Source organism: Limosilactobacillus balticus (assembly GCF_014145615.1).
GTDB lineage: Bacteria > Bacillota > Bacilli > Lactobacillales > Lactobacillaceae > Limosilactobacillus > Limosilactobacillus balticus.
Map to the genome: position 1 here is coordinate 122808 of NZ_JACIVH010000076.1, position 19521 is coordinate 142328.

At 34.8% G+C, this 19521-nt stretch carries 14 protein-coding genes and 1 pseudogene; 1 reads left to right on the forward strand and 14 read right to left on the reverse strand.

Annotated elements, in window-relative coordinates; translation table 11 throughout:
• From H5S10_RS10100 to H5S10_RS10125, 6 genes are all read right to left on the reverse strand, one after another.
• Positions 1-878, reverse strand: an 878-nt coding sequence (locus H5S10_RS10100; protein ID WP_182589443.1) for an N-acetylmuramoyl-L-alanine amidase family protein, incomplete at its 3' end; no start/stop codon positions are given.
• A 171-nt stretch (positions 879-1049) separates the two neighbouring features.
• Positions 1050-2642 carry a hypothetical protein gene (locus H5S10_RS10105; protein WP_182589444.1) on the reverse strand — a complete coding sequence of 531 codons (1593 nt, stop codon included), beginning with the start codon at positions 2640-2642 and terminating at the stop codon, positions 1050-1052.
• Positions 2643-2745: 103 nt separating this feature from the next.
• Complete coding sequence (locus H5S10_RS10110; RefSeq protein WP_182589445.1) at positions 2746-4275, reverse strand: hypothetical protein; 1530 nt, start codon at positions 4273-4275, stop codon at positions 2746-2748.
• Positions 4272-5255, reverse strand: coding sequence for an acyltransferase family protein (locus tag H5S10_RS10115; RefSeq protein ID WP_182589446.1), 984 nt, complete (start codon positions 5253-5255; stop codon positions 4272-4274). The genes H5S10_RS10110 and H5S10_RS10115 overlap by 4 nt, the downstream gene beginning before the upstream one ends.
• Positions 5256-5306: 51 nt before the next feature.
• The gene (locus H5S10_RS10120) at positions 5307-6278 is read right to left on the reverse strand and encodes a glycosyltransferase family 2 protein (RefSeq protein WP_182589447.1); all 972 of its coding nucleotides are present in this window, start codon (positions 6276-6278) and stop codon (positions 5307-5309) included.
• A gap of 26 nt (positions 6279-6304) precedes the next feature.
• On the reverse strand, positions 6305-7882 hold the full coding sequence (locus tag H5S10_RS10125; protein ID WP_182589448.1) for a peptide chain release factor 3: 1578 nt from the start codon (positions 7880-7882) through the stop codon (positions 6305-6307).
• A 186-nt stretch (positions 7883-8068) separates the two neighbouring features.
• Here H5S10_RS10125 and H5S10_RS10130 point away from each other — a divergent pair, with 186 nt between their 5' ends.
• The gene (locus tag H5S10_RS10130; RefSeq protein ID WP_182589449.1) at positions 8069-9544 is read left to right on the forward strand and encodes an LCP family protein; all 1476 of its coding nucleotides are present in this window, start codon (positions 8069-8071) and stop codon (positions 9542-9544) included.
• Positions 9545-9592: 48 nt separating this feature from the next.
• On the opposite strand, the gene H5S10_RS10135 is transcribed toward H5S10_RS10130, so the two are convergent.
• The 8 genes and pseudogenes from H5S10_RS10135 to H5S10_RS10170 all read right to left on the reverse strand — a co-directional run.
• Positions 9593-10702: an AI-2E family transporter gene (locus tag H5S10_RS10135; protein ID WP_182589450.1), complete on the reverse strand. Its 1110-nt coding sequence runs from the start codon at positions 10700-10702 to the stop codon at positions 9593-9595.
• A gap of 22 nt (positions 10703-10724) precedes the next feature.
• Positions 10725-11795: a hypothetical protein gene (locus H5S10_RS10140; RefSeq protein ID WP_182589451.1), complete on the reverse strand. Its 1071-nt coding sequence runs from the start codon at positions 11793-11795 to the stop codon at positions 10725-10727.
• Between the two features lie 82 nt (positions 11796-11877).
• Entirely contained in the window at positions 11878-12447 is a 570-nt protein-coding gene (locus H5S10_RS10145) for a hypothetical protein (protein ID WP_182589452.1), read from the reverse strand.
• 78 nt (positions 12448-12525) lie between these two features.
• A complete protein-coding gene (locus tag H5S10_RS10150; protein ID WP_182589453.1) occupies positions 12526-13785 on the reverse strand; it encodes an NlpC/P60 family protein in 1260 nt (419 codons plus the stop codon).
• A 189-nt stretch (positions 13786-13974) separates the two neighbouring features.
• Positions 13975-15456: a glycosyltransferase family protein gene (locus tag H5S10_RS10155; RefSeq protein ID WP_182589454.1), complete on the reverse strand. Its 1482-nt coding sequence runs from the start codon at positions 15454-15456 to the stop codon at positions 13975-13977.
• A 166-nt stretch (positions 15457-15622) separates the two neighbouring features.
• A pseudogene (tnpA, locus tag H5S10_RS10160) lies at positions 15623-16072 on the reverse strand (IS200/IS605 family transposase).
• Between the two features lie 210 nt (positions 16073-16282).
• On the reverse strand, positions 16283-17803 hold the full coding sequence (locus H5S10_RS10165) for a glucosaminidase domain-containing protein (RefSeq protein ID WP_182589455.1): 1521 nt from the start codon (positions 17801-17803) through the stop codon (positions 16283-16285).
• 157 nt (positions 17804-17960) lie between these two features.
• A partial coding sequence (locus H5S10_RS10170; protein ID WP_182589456.1) for an N-acetylmuramoyl-L-alanine amidase occupies positions 17961-19521 on the reverse strand: 1561 nt, incomplete at its 5' end.

The window sequence follows — 19521 nt, forward strand, 5'->3', positions numbered from 1 at the left end:
CCATCATTACCAAAGTAGTAGGTATGACCCCAGTTATTATAGAAACCGTTATCTAAACGAGAACCATCCTTTTGGAAGTAATAAGTATGGCCCCAATTGTTGTAGAAGCCATCATCTAGACGAACACCGCCTTGACCAAAGTAGTAGGTATGACCCCAGTTATTATAGAAACCGTTATCTAAACGAGAACCATCTTTTTGGAAGTAGTAGGTGTGACCCCAATTGTTATAGAAACCATCATCTAGGCGAGCTCCACCTTGACCAAAGTAATAGGTATGACCCCAGTTATTGTAAAATCCGTTGTCTAAGCGGGAACCATCCTTTTGGAAATAGTAAGTGTGGCCCCAATTATTATAGAAGCCATCATCCAACCGGGTACCATCTGCTTGGAAATAATAGGTATGGTTAGCTTGATTTAAAAAGTAGTTCTTTTGTAGCTGACCTTGGGTATTAAAATAATAATTCTTACCATTAATGGTTTGTTGACCAGTTACCTTTTGACCATCTTTATAGTAATAGCTACTCCCCTTATCTGTTTGCCAACCACTCTGTGAAGCAGCTGCTTGCGGAGCTACAGCAATCTTACTTGCAACTAGGGCTTGTTGATCAGTTTGAGCAATTGAATTAGCCTGATCATCTTGCTTAGCCGTTTCACTTGTACTTTGCGTTGCAGGTGTTACTTCCACAGCAACATCAGTCGTTTGATCCTGTGCCTTTGGTGAAGCTACTGTAACACTGGTGGTATTGACTGTACTATTAATAGTATCAGCACTTACCCCCTGTGAAACTGATAAAGCGCCAACTGCTATTGCCAATGTGGCAATTGCCATATAGCACCAATTCTTCCCCTTTTTATACATCTTATAATGTTTTTTCATTGCATTACCCTCCCTTAGAATAATAACAATAAAATTATACACCTAAATTATTAAACCGCCAATTCAGTATTTGTTATATTCTAAAAGATGCAATGATTAGGAAAATAACTTTCAATAATCATCACATCTTTTTGGATACAAGCATTCAATTAAACCTTAGTAAACTAATAGTTAAGAAGCTAGCCTCTGTTTTAAAATATAGACAAGTATCAGCAAGTAAGAAATTATACTTATATATTGAGATACTATATCTAGAACTGACTTTTTATATTTAATAACTATCGGTTTATTACTAGTTTTTGATAATGTTATTAAATTACTTTTTCTTTGCTCCTCCATATGTAACTTTGTTTTTCCTTGATAAGCCCTAATATTTTTATAAGATGCTACAGGTAAAACTACCTTTCTTTTATTTTGAATTTTCTTATCATTAATAATGATTCCGTTTGCTATAGGTTCAATTTCTTGCAGCAACATTTTTCGTCCATTAACACGAACGCGATGATACACAATATCCTTAAACTCAGTTTTGCTCATCTTGGGAGTATATTGATCAAGCCACCAATAAGTCATGTTTTTTGATTTTGAAGAATAAGTCTCACCATTTTTAAAGTTATTAATTTGATTCTGCTGAAGTAAAATTAAATTTTTCGTGCTTGAATACCAGGGTACTAATATAAATAAAATCCCTAAAGTTCCTAAGATTATTGGATTATATAATTTATCATTTCTTAAGGTTTTTACTATCATCGTTCCAAAAATTGGTGAAAGTAAAATACTGTCTAATTCTAATAACCTGAATGGAAATTGAATAAATCTAAGAGGCGTTTTCATTAATAATGTCCATGGGAAAATATTAGTAGACATTAGGAACAATAAACAACCAGCAATGACAAAAAATCTATCAATTTCGTCCAATCTCTTATAATTAAATATTCCCCAAATTAATGATACTAGTAGTGGAAGACCAATATTTGCTATTTCCCACCAATTAGATACTTGAAAAACACTCGTTAAGTTTGAACAAGAGTTTAAAATTAAAGTAGATAGACTAAAAGCAAAATTTGGCATAAAGGTCGGACTAGGCTGGTTATATTTTTTAAAAGTGATTTGTTCTAAAAAGGGAATAATGAACATAGCAGAACATAGGAAAAAGGAAACTATAGAAACAGTTAAGATCTTTAATCTACTGCTTTCCCAAACTCCCTTAAAACAAATTATAAATATTATTAATAGCAAACAAAGACATAAAAATGTACTTATAATATGTGAAAATAAAGTAAGGGACAAGCCGAATACTAAATATGGCCAATCTTTTATATTTCCTTTCATTACAGCATACAGCCCATATGCCGCCAAAGGAATAAAAGTCATTCCTATATACTCACCTAGTGCAAATCTACTAAAAGCATTAATGAATCTATAAGTACAGAAGGCATATGCCACAGCAGTTAAGATGCTTTGAACAGTCGACCTATCTATCTTTTTCATAATAATATACATATTTATCATTGATAAGTATGTATAAAACATCATTCCGACATATATCCCATATACATCATTTTTTAGTAGAATACTTATAATTGCATATGGTAATAAAGTTAGCTGGGGATAAAACACACCCAACATATATGCTGTATTTCTAAAATGATAAGTATATAAATATGGATACCATGTCCCATTTTTTAAATTATCAATTAATTCTTGAATACGATTAATATGATATGGTAAATCTCCTGCATTAAATATTACGCCACTTCTCATTAAAGGATAAATATATACTATGCTTAGGCATAAAAATAGTATACCTATAGATCCATTTCTTAATAATCTATTTTTGATAAATACCGCCTCACAATATCAAATCTTATTCTGGAGGGAAAAATGGTTGCTGTTCACTTGTATTTTCATAAAATTGCTTATTAACTTTACTATCTGGCTTAAAAACTATACGCATTCTAGTTCTAATAATATGATGTGAATATAACGTATTTTGAAGCCAAACTGCCATATTGTAAGGATGAGGCCAATTAGAAGTCGTCACCTCAGGTATAGCATCTTCACTTTCTCGTGGTACCTTTACAACTACACTAGCTTTTCCTTTTCTGTCAGCAGTTATAATTTGATTTATAATATAATTATCTATTTTCTTTATAGTAATAGGATCATGATCTGCATTAGCTGCGTAAACTAAACGTTCATTCACATTAAATGAAAAAATAGCTATAACAACGCAGGTCAGAGGAATAAAAGTAGTTAAGGCGGCAAACATTTTTATATAAAATACTACCGCTAAATTTACTCCCAATAAAAATAATGAAATTACCGCCCACATTGCATCTGGACGACCTGCATAAGAACTACCAGCTTTTGTATAAGCCAAAAGTAAATATACCAATGAGCATAGGAAACAGAAGAATACATAACCTATTAATTTAACATAGTCTAAGCTTAGTTTTTCCCATTGTATAGTGGCAATTATTAATGAACTAATCAAAATGAATATTAGAATGCCAATTATAAAAATATTTTGCTCTTTAATAAAATTAATAAACTGTTGCCATGTTTTAATAAAATTAATTAAAAATGAGCCTTCATTAGCACTAGAAACATACTTTGCCCGTTTTCCATTTAGATCAAATATTACAGTAAGTATCCAAAATACTAAAATCGTTGCATATAACCAAGAGCAAGTTACTATATTATTAAGTTTTCTAACTTTAATCGCTTTATATAATATTTCAAGTAATTTAACACTACAAAAGCTTGCAATAATTATATTTAATTGTGTATTTGAAAAAATAGCAAAATAGACCAGTAGTAAGAAGATACTCTTCTTTTTATTATTGAAGCTCTTAAAATATTGCATAAAGCTTTCTTCCTGCATCATATAAAGAACCAGTGTTAAATTTAGTAATCCCGGAATAATATAGTAAAAAACACAAGTTAAGTCCGCTGCCCAGAAACCTGAATAGCTTGGCTGGTTAAACTTCTTAAAGACAAAGAAAAACGACATAAAAAAGAGCACTTCACAAGCCAAAGCAGCCCATTTTGACAGCTTAAAACGCTTAATAGAAACTTTATAGAAAGCATAAAGCATGGCAAATATGAAAATTGCCTCAATAAAACTTTCCACAAAGGTAAGAGCGCCAACGTAATCCCCAGTAATCGGATATATCAAAAAAGCAGCAATTGCTCCACCCGTCGGCATTAATACTTCTGGCATAACTCTTGTTGGGTTCCAAGCACCCCATAAGGGTATTGGCTGTCTCATTCCACCAAGGTAGCGCCAATCATCACCATCAAAAGGGAGAAGAGGAAACAATTGTGTCAAAACTAACAAAATACAAAGAAACAGTAGTAACTGTCCTCCAATTAAATAGAAATTCTTTTTCATTTTACTTTTCTTTCTTTGATGTACTTTTTAAACATTAAAAATAAAAATAATACCGTTAAATCAATTAGCAACCGCAATATTAGAGCAAAATACCATTTTGAAATAGATGGACCCCACCATAACCAATATAAATCTAAATGATGAATACACAAAACTGCAAGAGTATGTCTTCCTATAATCTTTAATGCTTTAAATTCACCTATTTTACTAAAACAATTACTAATAAGCGATATACAGATTGTCCCTGCAATTGCTTCTAAAATTGAAAAAATAAAAAGCGGATAATGTCTTACTGACATATCGATATAAATATAATTTTGCATCATCGCAATCCAAAATATAAAAATAGCTGCCAAAAGCAATGATCCTTGTGTAGTATTAAAATCTAATTTAGATTGTATAGATTTTAAATATGAACCGGTCCACATAAAAAAAGCTGCGATTGGTACAATATCAAAAGCTTGGGGCAACCACATCTTACTTGAAATTACGAAAGCAAAATATGACAGAATCCCAAGTAATAACCCATTATATTTATTAGGAACTATAACCTCTAAAAAATTATATAATAGCTTTGCCCAGAAAAAGACTATTAAAAACCACATAACTCCTACATTGTTAAGGTTATCGACTCCATAATTTGATCCCCAAATAATACCTTTTAAATCTAAGCAAAGAGTATGTGCAACTCCTTTACCTTGGACAACAATTATTTCAAAGCCTAAAAGAATAATCATCAATGCAGCTAAAAGCCAAGTCATTATAAAATTCTTTTTACTTTTATTGAAAAATTTACTCCATGTAGTTATCTTTCCTGCTGTATAACCCGACATAATAAAGAAGAGTGGCATGTGAAATGAAAAAATAAATGTAATTATAGAACGTTGAGGACATTCATGACCTACCACCATCAAAATTATCGCAATTGCTTTGGCTATATCTACCCACTCTATTCGACCATTTTTTACTCTTTTCTCCATGTCCTAATTAAACCTCGTAACCATAACTTATAAAACTATTTAATTTCAACACTAACTCTGTTTGTTCATCTTATTGGTATAAGTTTCTGTCTCAATTGTATATCTAGGCCGGTGCTTGACTTCAGAAAAGATTTTACCAATATATTCACCTATTACACTAATAGAAATTAATTGAATCCCCCCTAATAGCCATATAGATATCATTAGCGATGACCATCCACTTACAACGTGTCCTAAACATTTTTCGATAATTACATAAATCATACAAATGATACTAATAGCAACGGTTATTAATCCAAGGTAAAGAATTAAATGAATTGGTGCGATTGAAAAAGAAGTTATTCCATCTAATGCAAAATGTAACATCTTACTTAGTGGGTATTTAGATTTCCCAGCAAATCTTTCTTTACGGGCATAGTATACTTTAGTAGATCTATACCCTACCAAAGGAACCATACCCCGAAGGAATAGATTCCGTTCTTTAAATGCCAATAATCCTTCCGTAGCACGCTTACTCAGCAATCTATAATCTGCCGAATCTGGAACAAGGTTCACTCCAAGCTTTTTCATTAATCCATAAAATGCTAAAGCCGTCCTACGCTTAAAGAAAGTGTCAGTTTTACGACTATTACGAACCCCATATACTACATCATATCCTTCATAATATTTTTCTACCATTTTAGGAATTGCATTAACATCATCTTGCAAATCTGCATCAATAGTAATCATCATATCTGAAAAATTAACAGCAAGATTCATTCCAGCTAGTAAAGCATTTTGATGGCCATAATTCCGTGAAAATTTTATACCTGTGACATAGTTATACTTTTTTGTATAATCAGAGATCAAGTTCCAAGTTCGATCCTTACTTCCATCGTTTACAAACAATAATTTGCTTTTAGAATCGATTTTATCTTTCTCAATTAAATTTGTAAGGATATTTCCTAATTCTTTAACAGTTTCAGGCAATACCTCTTCTTCGTTATAGCAAGGAACGATTATTGTTAAAACACTTTTGTTCATTATGTACATATTCCCCTTAGTTTGCTTTATAGCTTTGCCGTCAACTTCACATCAGGATACTTTTGCTTAAACCAGTTTTCCGCAAATTGATTTTCAAATAAGAATAGTGGCTGGTCATGAATGTCTTTAACCAAGATATTCCGTGATGACGACATCTTCTCGTCCAATTGGTCAGGGTCAATCCAACGAGCAGTCTTCTTACCCATTGGCTCCATCACAACTTCAGAATTGTATTCGTTTTGCATTCGGAACTTAAAGACCTCAAACTGTAGCTGACCAACGGCACCCAAAATATAGTCCCCAGTTGAGTAGCTCCGATAAAGCTGAACGGCTCCTTCTTGGACTAACTGATTAATACCTTTATGGAAGGACTTTTGCTTCATCACGTTTTTAGCAGATACCCGGACAAATAATTCAGGGGTAAATTGTGGTAACTTTTCAAATTGAATATCCTTTTTACCATTGTAAATAGAATCGCCAATTTGGAAGTTACCCGTGTCATACAGCCCAATAATATCTCCAGCAACTGCCGTCTCGACATTTTCACGGGTGTCAGCCATGAATTCGGTCACATTTGATAACCGCATTGGCTTCTTCGTCCGTGATAAAGTAACATCCATCCCACGGTCAAACTCGCCGGAACAAATCCGCACGAAAGCAATTCGATCACGGTGTCGCGGATTCATATTTGCCTGAATCTTGAAAACAAAGCCAGAAAATTCAGGATCAAGGGGCTTAATAACATCCCCCTCTTCGGTCATATGGTCGCTTGGTGCTGGTGCAAATTGAAGATAGGTCTCCAAGAAAGTTTGTACTCCAAAATTAGTTAACGCTGAACCAAAGAAGACAGGCGTTTGATCACCTTTTGCAATCTTCTCACGGTCTAATTCATTACCAGCAACCTCAACTAATTCCATGCCATCCATTGCGTCCTGCCATTCACCATCACCAGCTAATGGATTTTTGCCTTTAACATTGCCATCTTCATCTAATGGTAAGTAAGGGGTGCTTTCGTCTGCTGGGTGGGTCAATGCAACACGGCGATTAAAACGGTCATATACTCCTTTAAACTGGTGACCGGAGCCAATTGGCCAGTTCATCGGGTAGGTCTCAATTCCAAGGACATCTTCAACTTCATTAAGCAAGTCGAGCGGTTCACGGGCATCCCGATCAAACTTGTTCATAAAGGTAAAGATTGGAATCCCCCGCATTTTACAAATTTGGAAAAGTTTCTTTGTCTGCGGCTCAATCCCCTTGGCACTATCAATAACCATGACAGCAGAGTCCACTGCCATTAATGTCCGGTAGGTATCTTCAGAAAAGTCTTCGTGTCCCGGGGTATCAAGGATATTGATTCTTTTTCCTTGAAAATCAAACTGCATAACAGATGAAGTAACAGAGATTCCACGCTTCTTTTCAATCTCCATCCAGTCTGACTTAGCAAAATTACCGGTTTTTCGTGCTTTAACGGTCCCAGCTTCCCGAACAACGCCTCCAAAAAGGAGAAGTTGCTCAGTAATGGTTGTCTTACCGGCATCCGGGTGTGAAATTATGGCGAATGTCCGTCGCTTATTAACTGCTTCAGCAAGTTGTTTTGGTGACATTAACTTATTTTCCTTTCTTCATTTAAATTTGCGCAATATCTCTACTATATTATTACATATTTTTAGGAAAGTCTATCCTTGCGAAAAGTTACAGAAAGTTTAAAGTCTTACGATATATTTGAACTTGATATTAATTTTCTGCTATATTAATAAAGTTAGAACTTATTTTATTGAGGTACTTTGTATATGGATAATAACAATAATCACGAATCACGGGAACATTACCGTAAACGGATGGAAGAACGAATCCAACGTGACGTTAATGAGCGTAAAAGGCGAGAACACGAAGAAGCACATAATAATCGTGAAAATCGATTGCGGCGTGAAGAAGAACAATCATCACCAGATTTTCAACCACCGCAAAAACACCACTACCGGACTCCTAATTGGGTACGGCTTTTGATAGGCCTCCTAATCTTCCTTGTGGTTGCAGGTGGATTTTACGAATATCATAAAGTTCACTCAGTTGCTAAAGGAGTTTTTGGTGCTGGTGATGGTAAAATTAGTAAAAAACTGCAAAAAGGTGAACCTGTATCTGTTCTTACAATGGGGACCGATGTTGGGGCATTAGATCGGGGGAATAAAGGCGGTAATACCGATTCATTGGAATTATTTACCATTAATCCAAAGAACAAAACAATCACAATGACGAGTATTCCTCGTGACATTTTAGTTCGTGTCGAAACTAATGATGGTCCGGACTACGTTAAGATTAACGCTGCCTACGCAATTAACGGACCAAAACAAACTGTTAAGCAAGTGTCTGAATTGTTAGACGTCCCCATTGACTACTACGCTGTAATCAACATGGGAGTTCTTAAAAAAGTAGTTAATTCGGTTGGCGGTGTAGAAGTTAATAACCCGTTTGCCTTTGACTACGAAGGACACCACTTCAAAAAAGGTAAGCAACATCTTAATGGTGACAACGCCTTAAAGTATTCCCGAATGCGGTACGATGATCCAAATAATGACTACGGTCGACAAAAACGGCAACAACAAATTTTAAAGAGTGTTATTAATAAGTTTAAGACTTCTGGATCGATTGGTGCTGCTAACAAGATTCTTGATGCTGTTGGTGATGGAGTTAAAACCAACATCCCAATTGATGACATTGCGACCCTTTACGGAAACTACCACGGAGCAATGAATAATGTTAAGACCTATCATTTCCAAGGACAAAACGCAACAATTGAAGGTGTTTCCTTCCAAATTGCCAGTCCAAAGGAAATCAACCGAGTATCTAAGTTAGTTCGTGCGCAATTAGGCTTGAAAGCCAAAAATGTTGTTAACCACGAAACTAAGATGTACAAGTCACAACCACACTATAACGGATATAATGAAACAGACTTCATTCTTCCTGGAGGGGCAAGTTACAATGATCCTGGTAGTGGTAATGGGAGCGATGAGGTTACTGGAAGCTATCATTCTCGAACTAGTCAAAGTAAAGAAGAAAGTACTTCAGTAAACAATAGCACCGAAGCATATAGCGAATCACAAGCAGTTTCTGCTACTGAAAATCACACACAGGCACAGGCTGCTACTACCCAACGATATTCAACACCGCAATATCACACTTATCGTAGTTATAATAATGGTTACCACTCAACCTACACTCATCCAACATACGGCAACCATTACGGATATACACATCGATATTACTAAATAAAAAATCTTCGTTGAAACTAGATCAACGAAGATTTTTCTTTACTCTTATTCTTCTTTTATTGGATGTTCAATCCGGTAAATATCAAAGAAGTATTCACAAACGGTCTTAATAACCGCATAGAATGGAATACAAAGAATCATTCCACCAATCCCGGCAATATGACCAGCAGCAAGCAGCAACATAATAATTGTTAAAGGATGAATCTGTAATGTTTTCCCAATAATATTCGGATAAATAATATTCCCATCAATTTGTTGAACAACAATCACCACAACAATCACCCAAATCAATTTTTCAGGAGCCATTGTCAAGGCCACAAACAATGCTGGAGCAATTCCAATATAAGGTCCAACATAAGGAATGATGTTGGTCAACCCAGCAACAATTCCTAAAACTAATGCCAAAGGTTGTCCAATTATCATGTAACCGATTGAAGTGGTGATACCAACAAATAAACATTCAATCATCTGTCCAGAAATATAAGATGATAAAGTATTATTCATTTTAGTCAGTAGTTCATTAACTTCCTTAGCATGATGCGGCGATAGCCACTTTTGGATACTTGGACCTAGTTTTGAACCATCTTTAAGCATGTAGAAAAGCATCACTGGAACCGTAATTGTCACAACAGTAATGTTAGTTACTACTCCAACAATATCACCGACTCGTTCAGATAAGCCCTTTAAAATAGTTTGTGCATAACCAGCAATTTGATGATCAAACTGGCGATAATAAGTGTTCAAATCCACATTACGTAAGAACGAATGCTGAACCGTATCATTAATTAAAGCCTGAATACCACTAACTGTTTGTGGCATGTTGCGAACTAATGAAGAAATTTCCTTAACAATAGTTGGTATCAAGAGTGAGATCCCACCAATAAGAATTAAAATCAAGACAACAACAATTAATAAACTAGCGACGCCCCGATTCATTTTAAACTTACCCACTCGTAGTTTCAAAAATAATTTTAAAACCGGATTCAGCATATAGTATAGGAATCCAGAAATGATCAGAGGCACAAAAACAACAGAAATAAACGTTAAAAATGGCTGAAAAATAAACTGGATTTTTGTACATACCCAGATTAAGGTTGCCACTGTTAATAACAAGAGTGGCCAAAATAGCCAATGATAAAATTTTTGCTTAGACATAAGTTCTTCCCAAAATAAGATTTTATATATTGAATGTCGAATTTGACAATTGAGCTAGCGAACCTGACTTGATAACTTCCTTGTTCCAATTGAAAGTATAATTACCCTTATTATTCACCGGCAAAGTATTATAATCGCTATTGGGTCCACCATATAATAATCGAAATTCCCTTTGACTGCTATAACTATCTTTTTTTGCAAATAAATTTAATCCTGGCACACTACGAAGTTGATTTACAGAATATGGGTATATTGTATTATAATACAATAATTCTCTTGCAATTAAATCGAATTGTTTTGTTTGCTCAATCATGCGTATCATTTCAGACCTTGGTATCCACACCCATGGTCTTTCTATATACTTATTTTCATTAGCATCATACAAAAACGCTATACTTGTATCCTTATTATTATAATCTACAACTTCATTAATAAGTTTCTCTGATATAGTACCATTTTTTCTAAAATCTGAACGCTTTAAGGTTATAAAGCTTGTTATCAAGCCATTATATGAAGATCTCTCATTAAATAAGACCTTAGCTTTCTCAACACTAATTCCATTATTGCCGAGATCTATATTATATTTTGTAGGCCTGATAAAAAGATCGTAATAATATAAGGGATGGTTTTTCCTTGCCACTTCACTGATTAAAACATGATTAAAAGCTTTTACCGATTCTTCTATATTATTAAGATCTATGTCCATCGGAAAAACTTCATAAAACTTAGCAAAATTGCGCTTGTTAAATTGAATTCGCATTGCACTCTGTATTTTAATAAGTCCATAATCTGCCGAAGTTTGTTTATTCTTAATATAAATATTAACTGCACTACCTTCATTATCCTTTTGAGCCTTATCATCTGACTTCAAAAAATCTAAAGGGTCACAAAAATGCAAAGTTCCATTATAAGTTGTTATAAGATAGTCAGGTTCTGTAAATTTCAAAAAGCCTACCGTATCATCATCAATCATGATATTATTAATTGAATTACTATGATCATTAAAATTACAATTTATTTCTAAGACTCTTTCATTTAAGTGATTTGCTTTTAATTTTCTTTTATGCATCTTTATAATATCTTGCCTATGCATTTTTCGTTTCCACCTTTCATTAGTACAAAAAAACGAAGCTAATAAATTTTACAATTTTTTAGCTTCGCTATCTATTCTATTGTTAATTTCCAGTAACAGAATTGGCAGTAACATGGTAAGTATGACCATTTCCAGATACAGTCCAATTATTAGTACCGTTTTGCGTAGCAGTGTAACCATCGACTGAATCAATTGATGGCAAATCATCAGTAGACTTTCCTGCTACCCCACGATCATTTAATTGGTTACCAATATGTTCCTTAACAATATTCCGCGCATCAGTAGCAGTCATCGTTGCTTGTTGGGCATTAGAGCTTTGCTTTACGCTCGACTTAGCAGAGCCGCCGTTACTTGATGTCGTTGTTGAAGAAACAGCATAATTAGCATTATTTGATGAGTTACTTGCACTAGAAGTACTATTCTTAGAAGATGCGCTACTTTCACTAGTTTGAGAATCTTCATTACTGTTACTTGCAGCTTCTTTTTCAGAACTAACCTTATCTTTATTAGAATGGTGCTTCTTAGTAACCTTACTTGAGGTAACTTCAGAACTACTATCAGAATTATCAGAAGCGTTATTGTTACCACACGCAGCTAAAGTTAACATTAGAGTTCCAGCAGCTAAAGTTGTAAATAATTTATTTAATTTCATTAAACTTCTCCTCGTTTCTATATCATCGCTATTATAACAGAGATTATTATTAATTACAGTTAACTAATTATATCAGAATTACATATTGATGTAGAAGCTTGGCTTAAAGTATTTTGAGTAACCAATCTTTACAACGTCACCTGGTTCTGGAGCATGAACATAAGTACCATTACCAAGAGAAATAGCAACGTGGTATGGTGCACCATCACTACCAAAGAACAATAATGAACCTTTTGGCGCATTCATAACATCACGGTTGTGAGCTCCTAAAGTAGCTTGCTGGTAAGTAGTCCGATATGATGCCCCTAAACCATAAGCCCATTGAACTAAACCAGAGCAGTCAAAACCAGCTGGTGTATTTCCACCCCAGACATAAGGAACACCACGTTGGGACAAAGCACGATCTACTTTAGCATCAGTATTATTTTTTACAGTTAAGATACCTTCTGAATCAGCATGATATTTCTTACCATTAACTGTTACATCACTATTTTGAACTAAGGCACCATCATTACCAAAGTAATAAGTATGACCCCAATTGTTATAAACCGAATTATCTAACCGAGCGCCATCATTGCCAAAGTAATAAGTGTGACCCCAATTGTTGTAGAAGCCATTATCTAAACGTGCCCCATCAGCTTGGAAGTAATAAGTATGACCCCAATTGTTATAGAAGCCGTTATCTAAGCGGGCACCATCTTTACCAAAGTAATAAGTATGACCCCAATTGTTGTAGAAGCCATCATCTAAACGTGTTCCATCAGCTTGGAAGTAATAAGTGTGGCCCCAATTGTTATAGAAACCATCATTTAACCGCGTACCATCAGCTTGGAAGTAGTAGGTGTGGTTGTTCTGATTTAAGAAATAATCCTTTTGTTGCTGACCCTGATCATTAAAGTAATATTGTGAACCATTGATGTCTTTAACACCAGTGGCTTTTTGACCATCACTGTAGTAATAAGTGTTACCATTTTCTGTTTGCCAACCATTTAATTGAGCCGGTGCAGCTGCTTGAGGTTTAACGGCTACAGCATCAGTAGCAACACTCGTACTAGTGCTTGCTGACTGAGCTACTTGACTTGCCGGTTGAGCAACCTGGCTAGACTGAGCTTGGTTATCTACCTGTGATGTATTATCAGTAGCCGTACTATTATTGATAGCTGTTTGATCAGAAACTTCAACTTGTTGTGAAGTTACTGGTGTAGTTGCTGCATCTGTTGTGTCAGCATTAGCTACACTAGTAGTTGATACTCCAAATGCAATTGCTGCTGTAGCGATTGCCATGTAGCACCAATTTTTGCCCTTCTTAAACATTTTGTAGTGTTTCTGTTCTCCCATTATTAATAAATCCTACCTTCCATTTGTCATTTCTTTTCTTTAGATAAATTTAACGATTATTACTTTACCACAAATAAAAGGCTAGTAGGCAAATCTGGCTCTTTTGTTAAGCAATGATAATGTTCGCAATACTAATGTAATAAGAATGTCATACTAAATTCTTACTTATTTTTCCTCAACAAGCAAAAATTAGACTAACTTTATTCTCTCATCTAATATCTTTTGTAATTTATAGAAACCAATACCACTCAATAAAAATCCGTATGGCAAAAACTGAATCAAATATCTACTTCTACCTCCTTCAAATAAGAGTAAAAATAAGGCAAACCCAAGTACAACGTATTTTAATAATAATGTTATCCAATCTTTAGCACAAAGGGAAAATAACATAAATATAAGTGTTATAATCCATAAAATATCATTAATAGCTTTTAATGCAGAATTATATTTAGGAATAAATAACTTACGACTCAATTTAGCAAAATTAGATTTACAATAAGGTCTTATAAAGGGTTCTCCATCATTTCCCCAAGCAAAACTTGCATCTGACGTATTTAAAATCTGTTTCTTTACTAAAAATACTTGATAACCTGTCAAACCTTTTCTATTAAATTCAGTAACCCAATCCTGAATATCAGCGCGCTGCCGTTCCTTTGAGTCTAATATTTGCATATCCCTAACGGTATCCTCTTGAGAATAGCCTCCATTATTTTTTATTCCCATATCAGCAAAGTGAGTCATCGAAAACGACTTACTACTATCAAAAGTAACAAAACTATTATTATTTCGGTAAGCTAAATAGCTACCATATGAAGCCATTACTGTCATAGCGATTATAATAATAGATAGCCTTTCACTTTTAATTAATTCCTTTAATAATGGTAATGTAACTATAATTGCTGCAATAAACAATATTACAAGAGATGGCTTAACCAAATAATCAATTACCATCAGAAATCCTATCAAAAACGAATACATATATTTCCTATTAGTAGTTGAAAACCGTAAAGATAACAGTAGTGAAATAGAAAAAATACTCAATGAAAATGCTAATGGATCACTGTATGTAAGACATCCCCATGGAGACACTCCAATAAATATTATTGACAATAATGCTGCAGTTTTAGCAACAACCAAATTTATATATTTTTTACTTACTCGATACAGCGTATAAATTCCACTGTCAATTAATAAATAGTTAAGGATATTTAAGATAATTGTTAATACTTCTATATTGGGTTTACCGATCAGGTACCATATCACATGCTCAAGTAACATTAAAAAATATGTGTTGGGATAATAAGAAAAATATTCTTCACCTGCCCATTGTTTCTTTTCCATTGCTTGAAGAATAATATTTCCTGGATCCCACTTGCTAAAACCTGAGATTGTTAATACTAAATATAATTGCCAAATTCCTATAATAAATAATGATATAGCAAAAATTATATTAATTTTTGCTGATATGTTTCGTTTATAAATTATATACAGTTTTTTTCTAAACATAATCATCATTAAAAGCAATAATGATAATACATCAAAAATAATTACTCCTGTTCTCGAAATACTTACTATATTAAATAGTAGTTCAGAGCATACCCCTAGTAATGTAATTATTATTAAAATAAATAATAAGACATTAGCAATAAAATTCAATGAATTTTTCCACATATTATTTTCCTTCTTATAAAATCATAACCACTCGTCAAACGGGTGGTTTGCACATCGGCTATAAGCCGATAATAAAAGCTGGCGTCTCAAGGCGCTGGCTTTCGCTTTGCTCAAGCCAAAATGCTCTGACTACTTTGCCACCGCTTTAAGCGGTGTTTGTACTACCTCACTTACCCTTAAAAGGGTCCGAATATTCCATACTTGTTAGCTTATCCATTGCTATATCATGTTTCTCTTGGTCTCGGATATACTTCTTTATCGTGGATTCATTCAATCCAACTGTACTTACATAGTAGCCTTCAGCTCAAAAATGTCGGTTCCCATATTTGTATTTTAAGTTTGCATGTCGACCAAACATCATTAATGCACTTTTTCCTTTTAAGTATCCCATAAACTGCGATACACTTAGCTTCGGCTGAATACTTACTAACAAGTGCACATGATCTGGCATCATATGACCTTCAATTATTTCTACTCCCTTATATTTACACAACAAACGAATATAATCTCTTAGGTATTGATTGAAAATCGCTTTACGTCTATACTTTGGTATGAATACGATGTGATACTTACATAACCACTTCGTATGGGCTAAGCTATTTAATTTATTAGCCATATTTCTATAACCTCTTTTCCCTTATTGACTTTGGCTTGAACACCTACATCTTAAGGCAAAAGAGGCCTTTTTATATAATTTTTATCGCCCACCCGCATAGCAGGTGGCTTTTTTGTTTCGTGCATTCGCTCTGCTCACGCACTCAACTAGGTCTAAAGACATTAAGAAATAAGGCAACTAAAAGTTTTTAGTTGCCTTACTATTATTTATTTATAGCTGAAAAGCTACACGATCATAACGGGTTAAATCATAAGTATTAATTACACTACGTAATGAATTAGTATAGCTAGATGCTGTTGCATAACCATCTGCTCGAATTAAGTAAGTAGCAGTATTAGCGTCACGAACCCCGATTAAATTATGATAACGACTATTATTAACTAAAAAGTCAGTATGATCCTGAACACTAGCATTATTATCTGGGTAGCGACGGAATGCATCATTAATTAATACCATCCGTCCACCGTACTCTTCATAGGTTGGCATATTAACCGACATACCTTTATAGCTCCCCTTAATACCAAACAAATTGTGGTATTGTGAAGCAAGCGAAGACTTACCCCATGCGCTTTCAAGAATTGCCTGAGCAAGTGTTAATGACGGCAAGATTTGATGTTGTGCCCATCCTTGAATAGCGCCATTGACGATGCTTCCAATAAAGGCATTACTAGACGTCAATCGTCCTTGACTATCAAAGTCAAGATTACCATAACCTAAATTAATAGATTCGCCTTGAAGCAATGCCCCATCTTTGCCAAAGTAATATATATTACCCCAATTGTTCATAAAACGATTGTCCCAGCGAGCGCCATCACTACCAAAGTAATAGGTATGACCCCAATTATTATAAAAACCATTATCTAGACGAGCACCATCTTTACCGAAGTAATAAGTATGACCCCAATTATTGTAGAAGCCATCATCTAAACGGGCGCCATCTTTACCGAAGTAATAAGTATGACCCCAATTATTGTAGAAGCCATTATCTAAGCGAGCGCCATCTTTACCGAAGTAATAAGTATGACCCCAATTATTGTAGAAGCCATTATCTAAGCGAGCGCCATCTTTACCGAAGTAATAAGTATGACCCCAGTTATTATAGAAGCCATCATCTAAACGGGCACCGTCTTTGCCAAAATAATAGGTATGACCCCAGTTGTTATAGAAACCATCGTTTAAACGCGTACCATCAGCTTGAAAGTAGTAAGTATGATTAGCTTGATTCAAAAAATAGTTCTTTTGTTGCTGGCCTTGATCATTAAAGTAGTAGTCTTTACCGTCAATACTTTGTTGACCAGTTACCTTCTGACCATCCTTATAATAGTAATTACTTCCATTATCAGTTTGCCAGCCACTTTGAGAAACCGCTGCCTGTGGGGCGATAGCAGTCTTGTTTTCATTAAAAACTGCTTGAGTATTATTATTCTTTGCTGGTTGGCTAGCTGTTTGGTCAGCTTGTGTACTATTGTTATTTGTTGGTGTTTGTGCTACTGCTTGATCAGTAGCTACTTTATTCGATGTTGAAGGTGTTGTTAATGATACTGTATTAGTAGTTTGACTTGATGCATCTGCTGAAGCATTACTTACACTCTCAGTATCATTGGCTGTAGTATCTGCATTAACACTTTGAGAAACAGATAGCGTACCAAAAGCTACTGAAAGCGTGGCAATTGCCATGTAGCACCAGTTTTTTCCCTTTTTAAACATTTTATAATGTTTATGAACACTCATTGACTTCTTTTCCCCTTTTTTATTTTTAACATTATCTATCCTATCACATGTTTTGGGATAAGTTTTCATTCTACTAAATTGTTACTAAAGGATAATTTTTGAAATGTTTTTGTAACTTAAAAGCGCTGATCAATATAATCAACGCTCTATCATATTATTAGCTTAATTTAGAATACTCATAATTTACCAATTGCAAGAAATCACTCATATTATATCCAGTACCAAAATAACGACTAGCTCGATTACTCCAATAACCGTCTGGATCGGTGTGGTCAGTGCCGCCTAAGTATTGGCTTACATTATGGTGTGACCAAAGCGTCCCGGTTCCATTGGACTGGGCTAATGATGGTGTCAATCCGTACTTGCGCATATTGTATGCTGTGTAATAAGCAGCATTAGCTAATTCCCGAGCAAAATTCCAAGCGCCATAAACTTCAACCTGCTCAAATTGAACAGCACGACCATTGGCAGGGTAGGCAGCGCCCCACGCCTCATGATCGGTATTTGAAATCTGGATAATATTATTAGCATCAACAAAAGCATGAACAAACGCATTATTATAATACTGTTTTTCATAATTAATTTCGCCCCAAATGCTATCGTTGGGATTAGCAGTCTCATGAACTACAACCATATTAGGCTTACCATCTGCTGTTCCAGAGTATGAATGCCTACTTACATCAGGAATTGCATCAATATACGAAATATTAGCATGACCAATACCATTATTCATAATGTAACTATTAATCTTGTTATTGTAAATTGAAACTGGCGAAAGGATTCCACCGTTATCTGCACGATAGAAGCTTCCATTAGACCAAATTCCTGTGCCTTGTACTAGGGCTCCATCATTACCAAAGTAGTAGGTATGACCCCAGTTATTATAGAAACCGTTATCTAAACGAGAACCATCCTTTTGGAAGTAATAAGTATGGCCCCAATTGTTGTAGAAGCCATCATCTAGACGAACACCGCCTTGACCAAAGTAGTAGGTATGACCCCAGTTATTATAGAAACCGTTATCTAAACGAGAACCATCTTTTTGGAAGTAGTAGGTGTGACCCCAATTGTTATAGAAACCATCATCTAGGCGAGCTCCACCTTGACCAAAGTAATAGGTATGACCCCAGTTATTGTAAAATCCGTTGTCTAAGCGGGAACCATCCTTTTGGAAATAGTAAGTGTGGCCCCAATTATTATAGAAGCCATCATCCAACCGGGTACCATCTGCTTGGAAATAATAGGTATGGTTAGCTTGATTTAAAAAGTAGTTCTTTTGTAGCTGACCTTGGGTATTAAAATAATAATTCTTACCATTAATGGTTTGTTGACCAGTTACCTTTTGACCATCTTTATAGTAATAGCTACTCCCCTTATCTGTTTGCCAACCACTCTGTGAAGCAGCTGCTTGCGGAGCTACAGCAATCTTACTTGCAACTAGGGCTTGTTGATCAGTTTGAGCAATTGAATTAGCCTGATCATCTTGCTTAGCCGTTTCACTTGTACTTTGCGTTGCAGGTGTTACTTCCACAGCAACATCAGTCGTTTGATCCTGTGCCTTTGGTGAAGCTACTGTAACACTGGTGGTATTGACTGTACTATTAATAGTATCAGCACTTACCCCCTGTGAAACTGATAAAGCGCCAACTGCTATTGCCAATGTGGCAATTGCCATATAGCACCAATTCTTCCCCTTTTTATACATCTTATAATGTTTT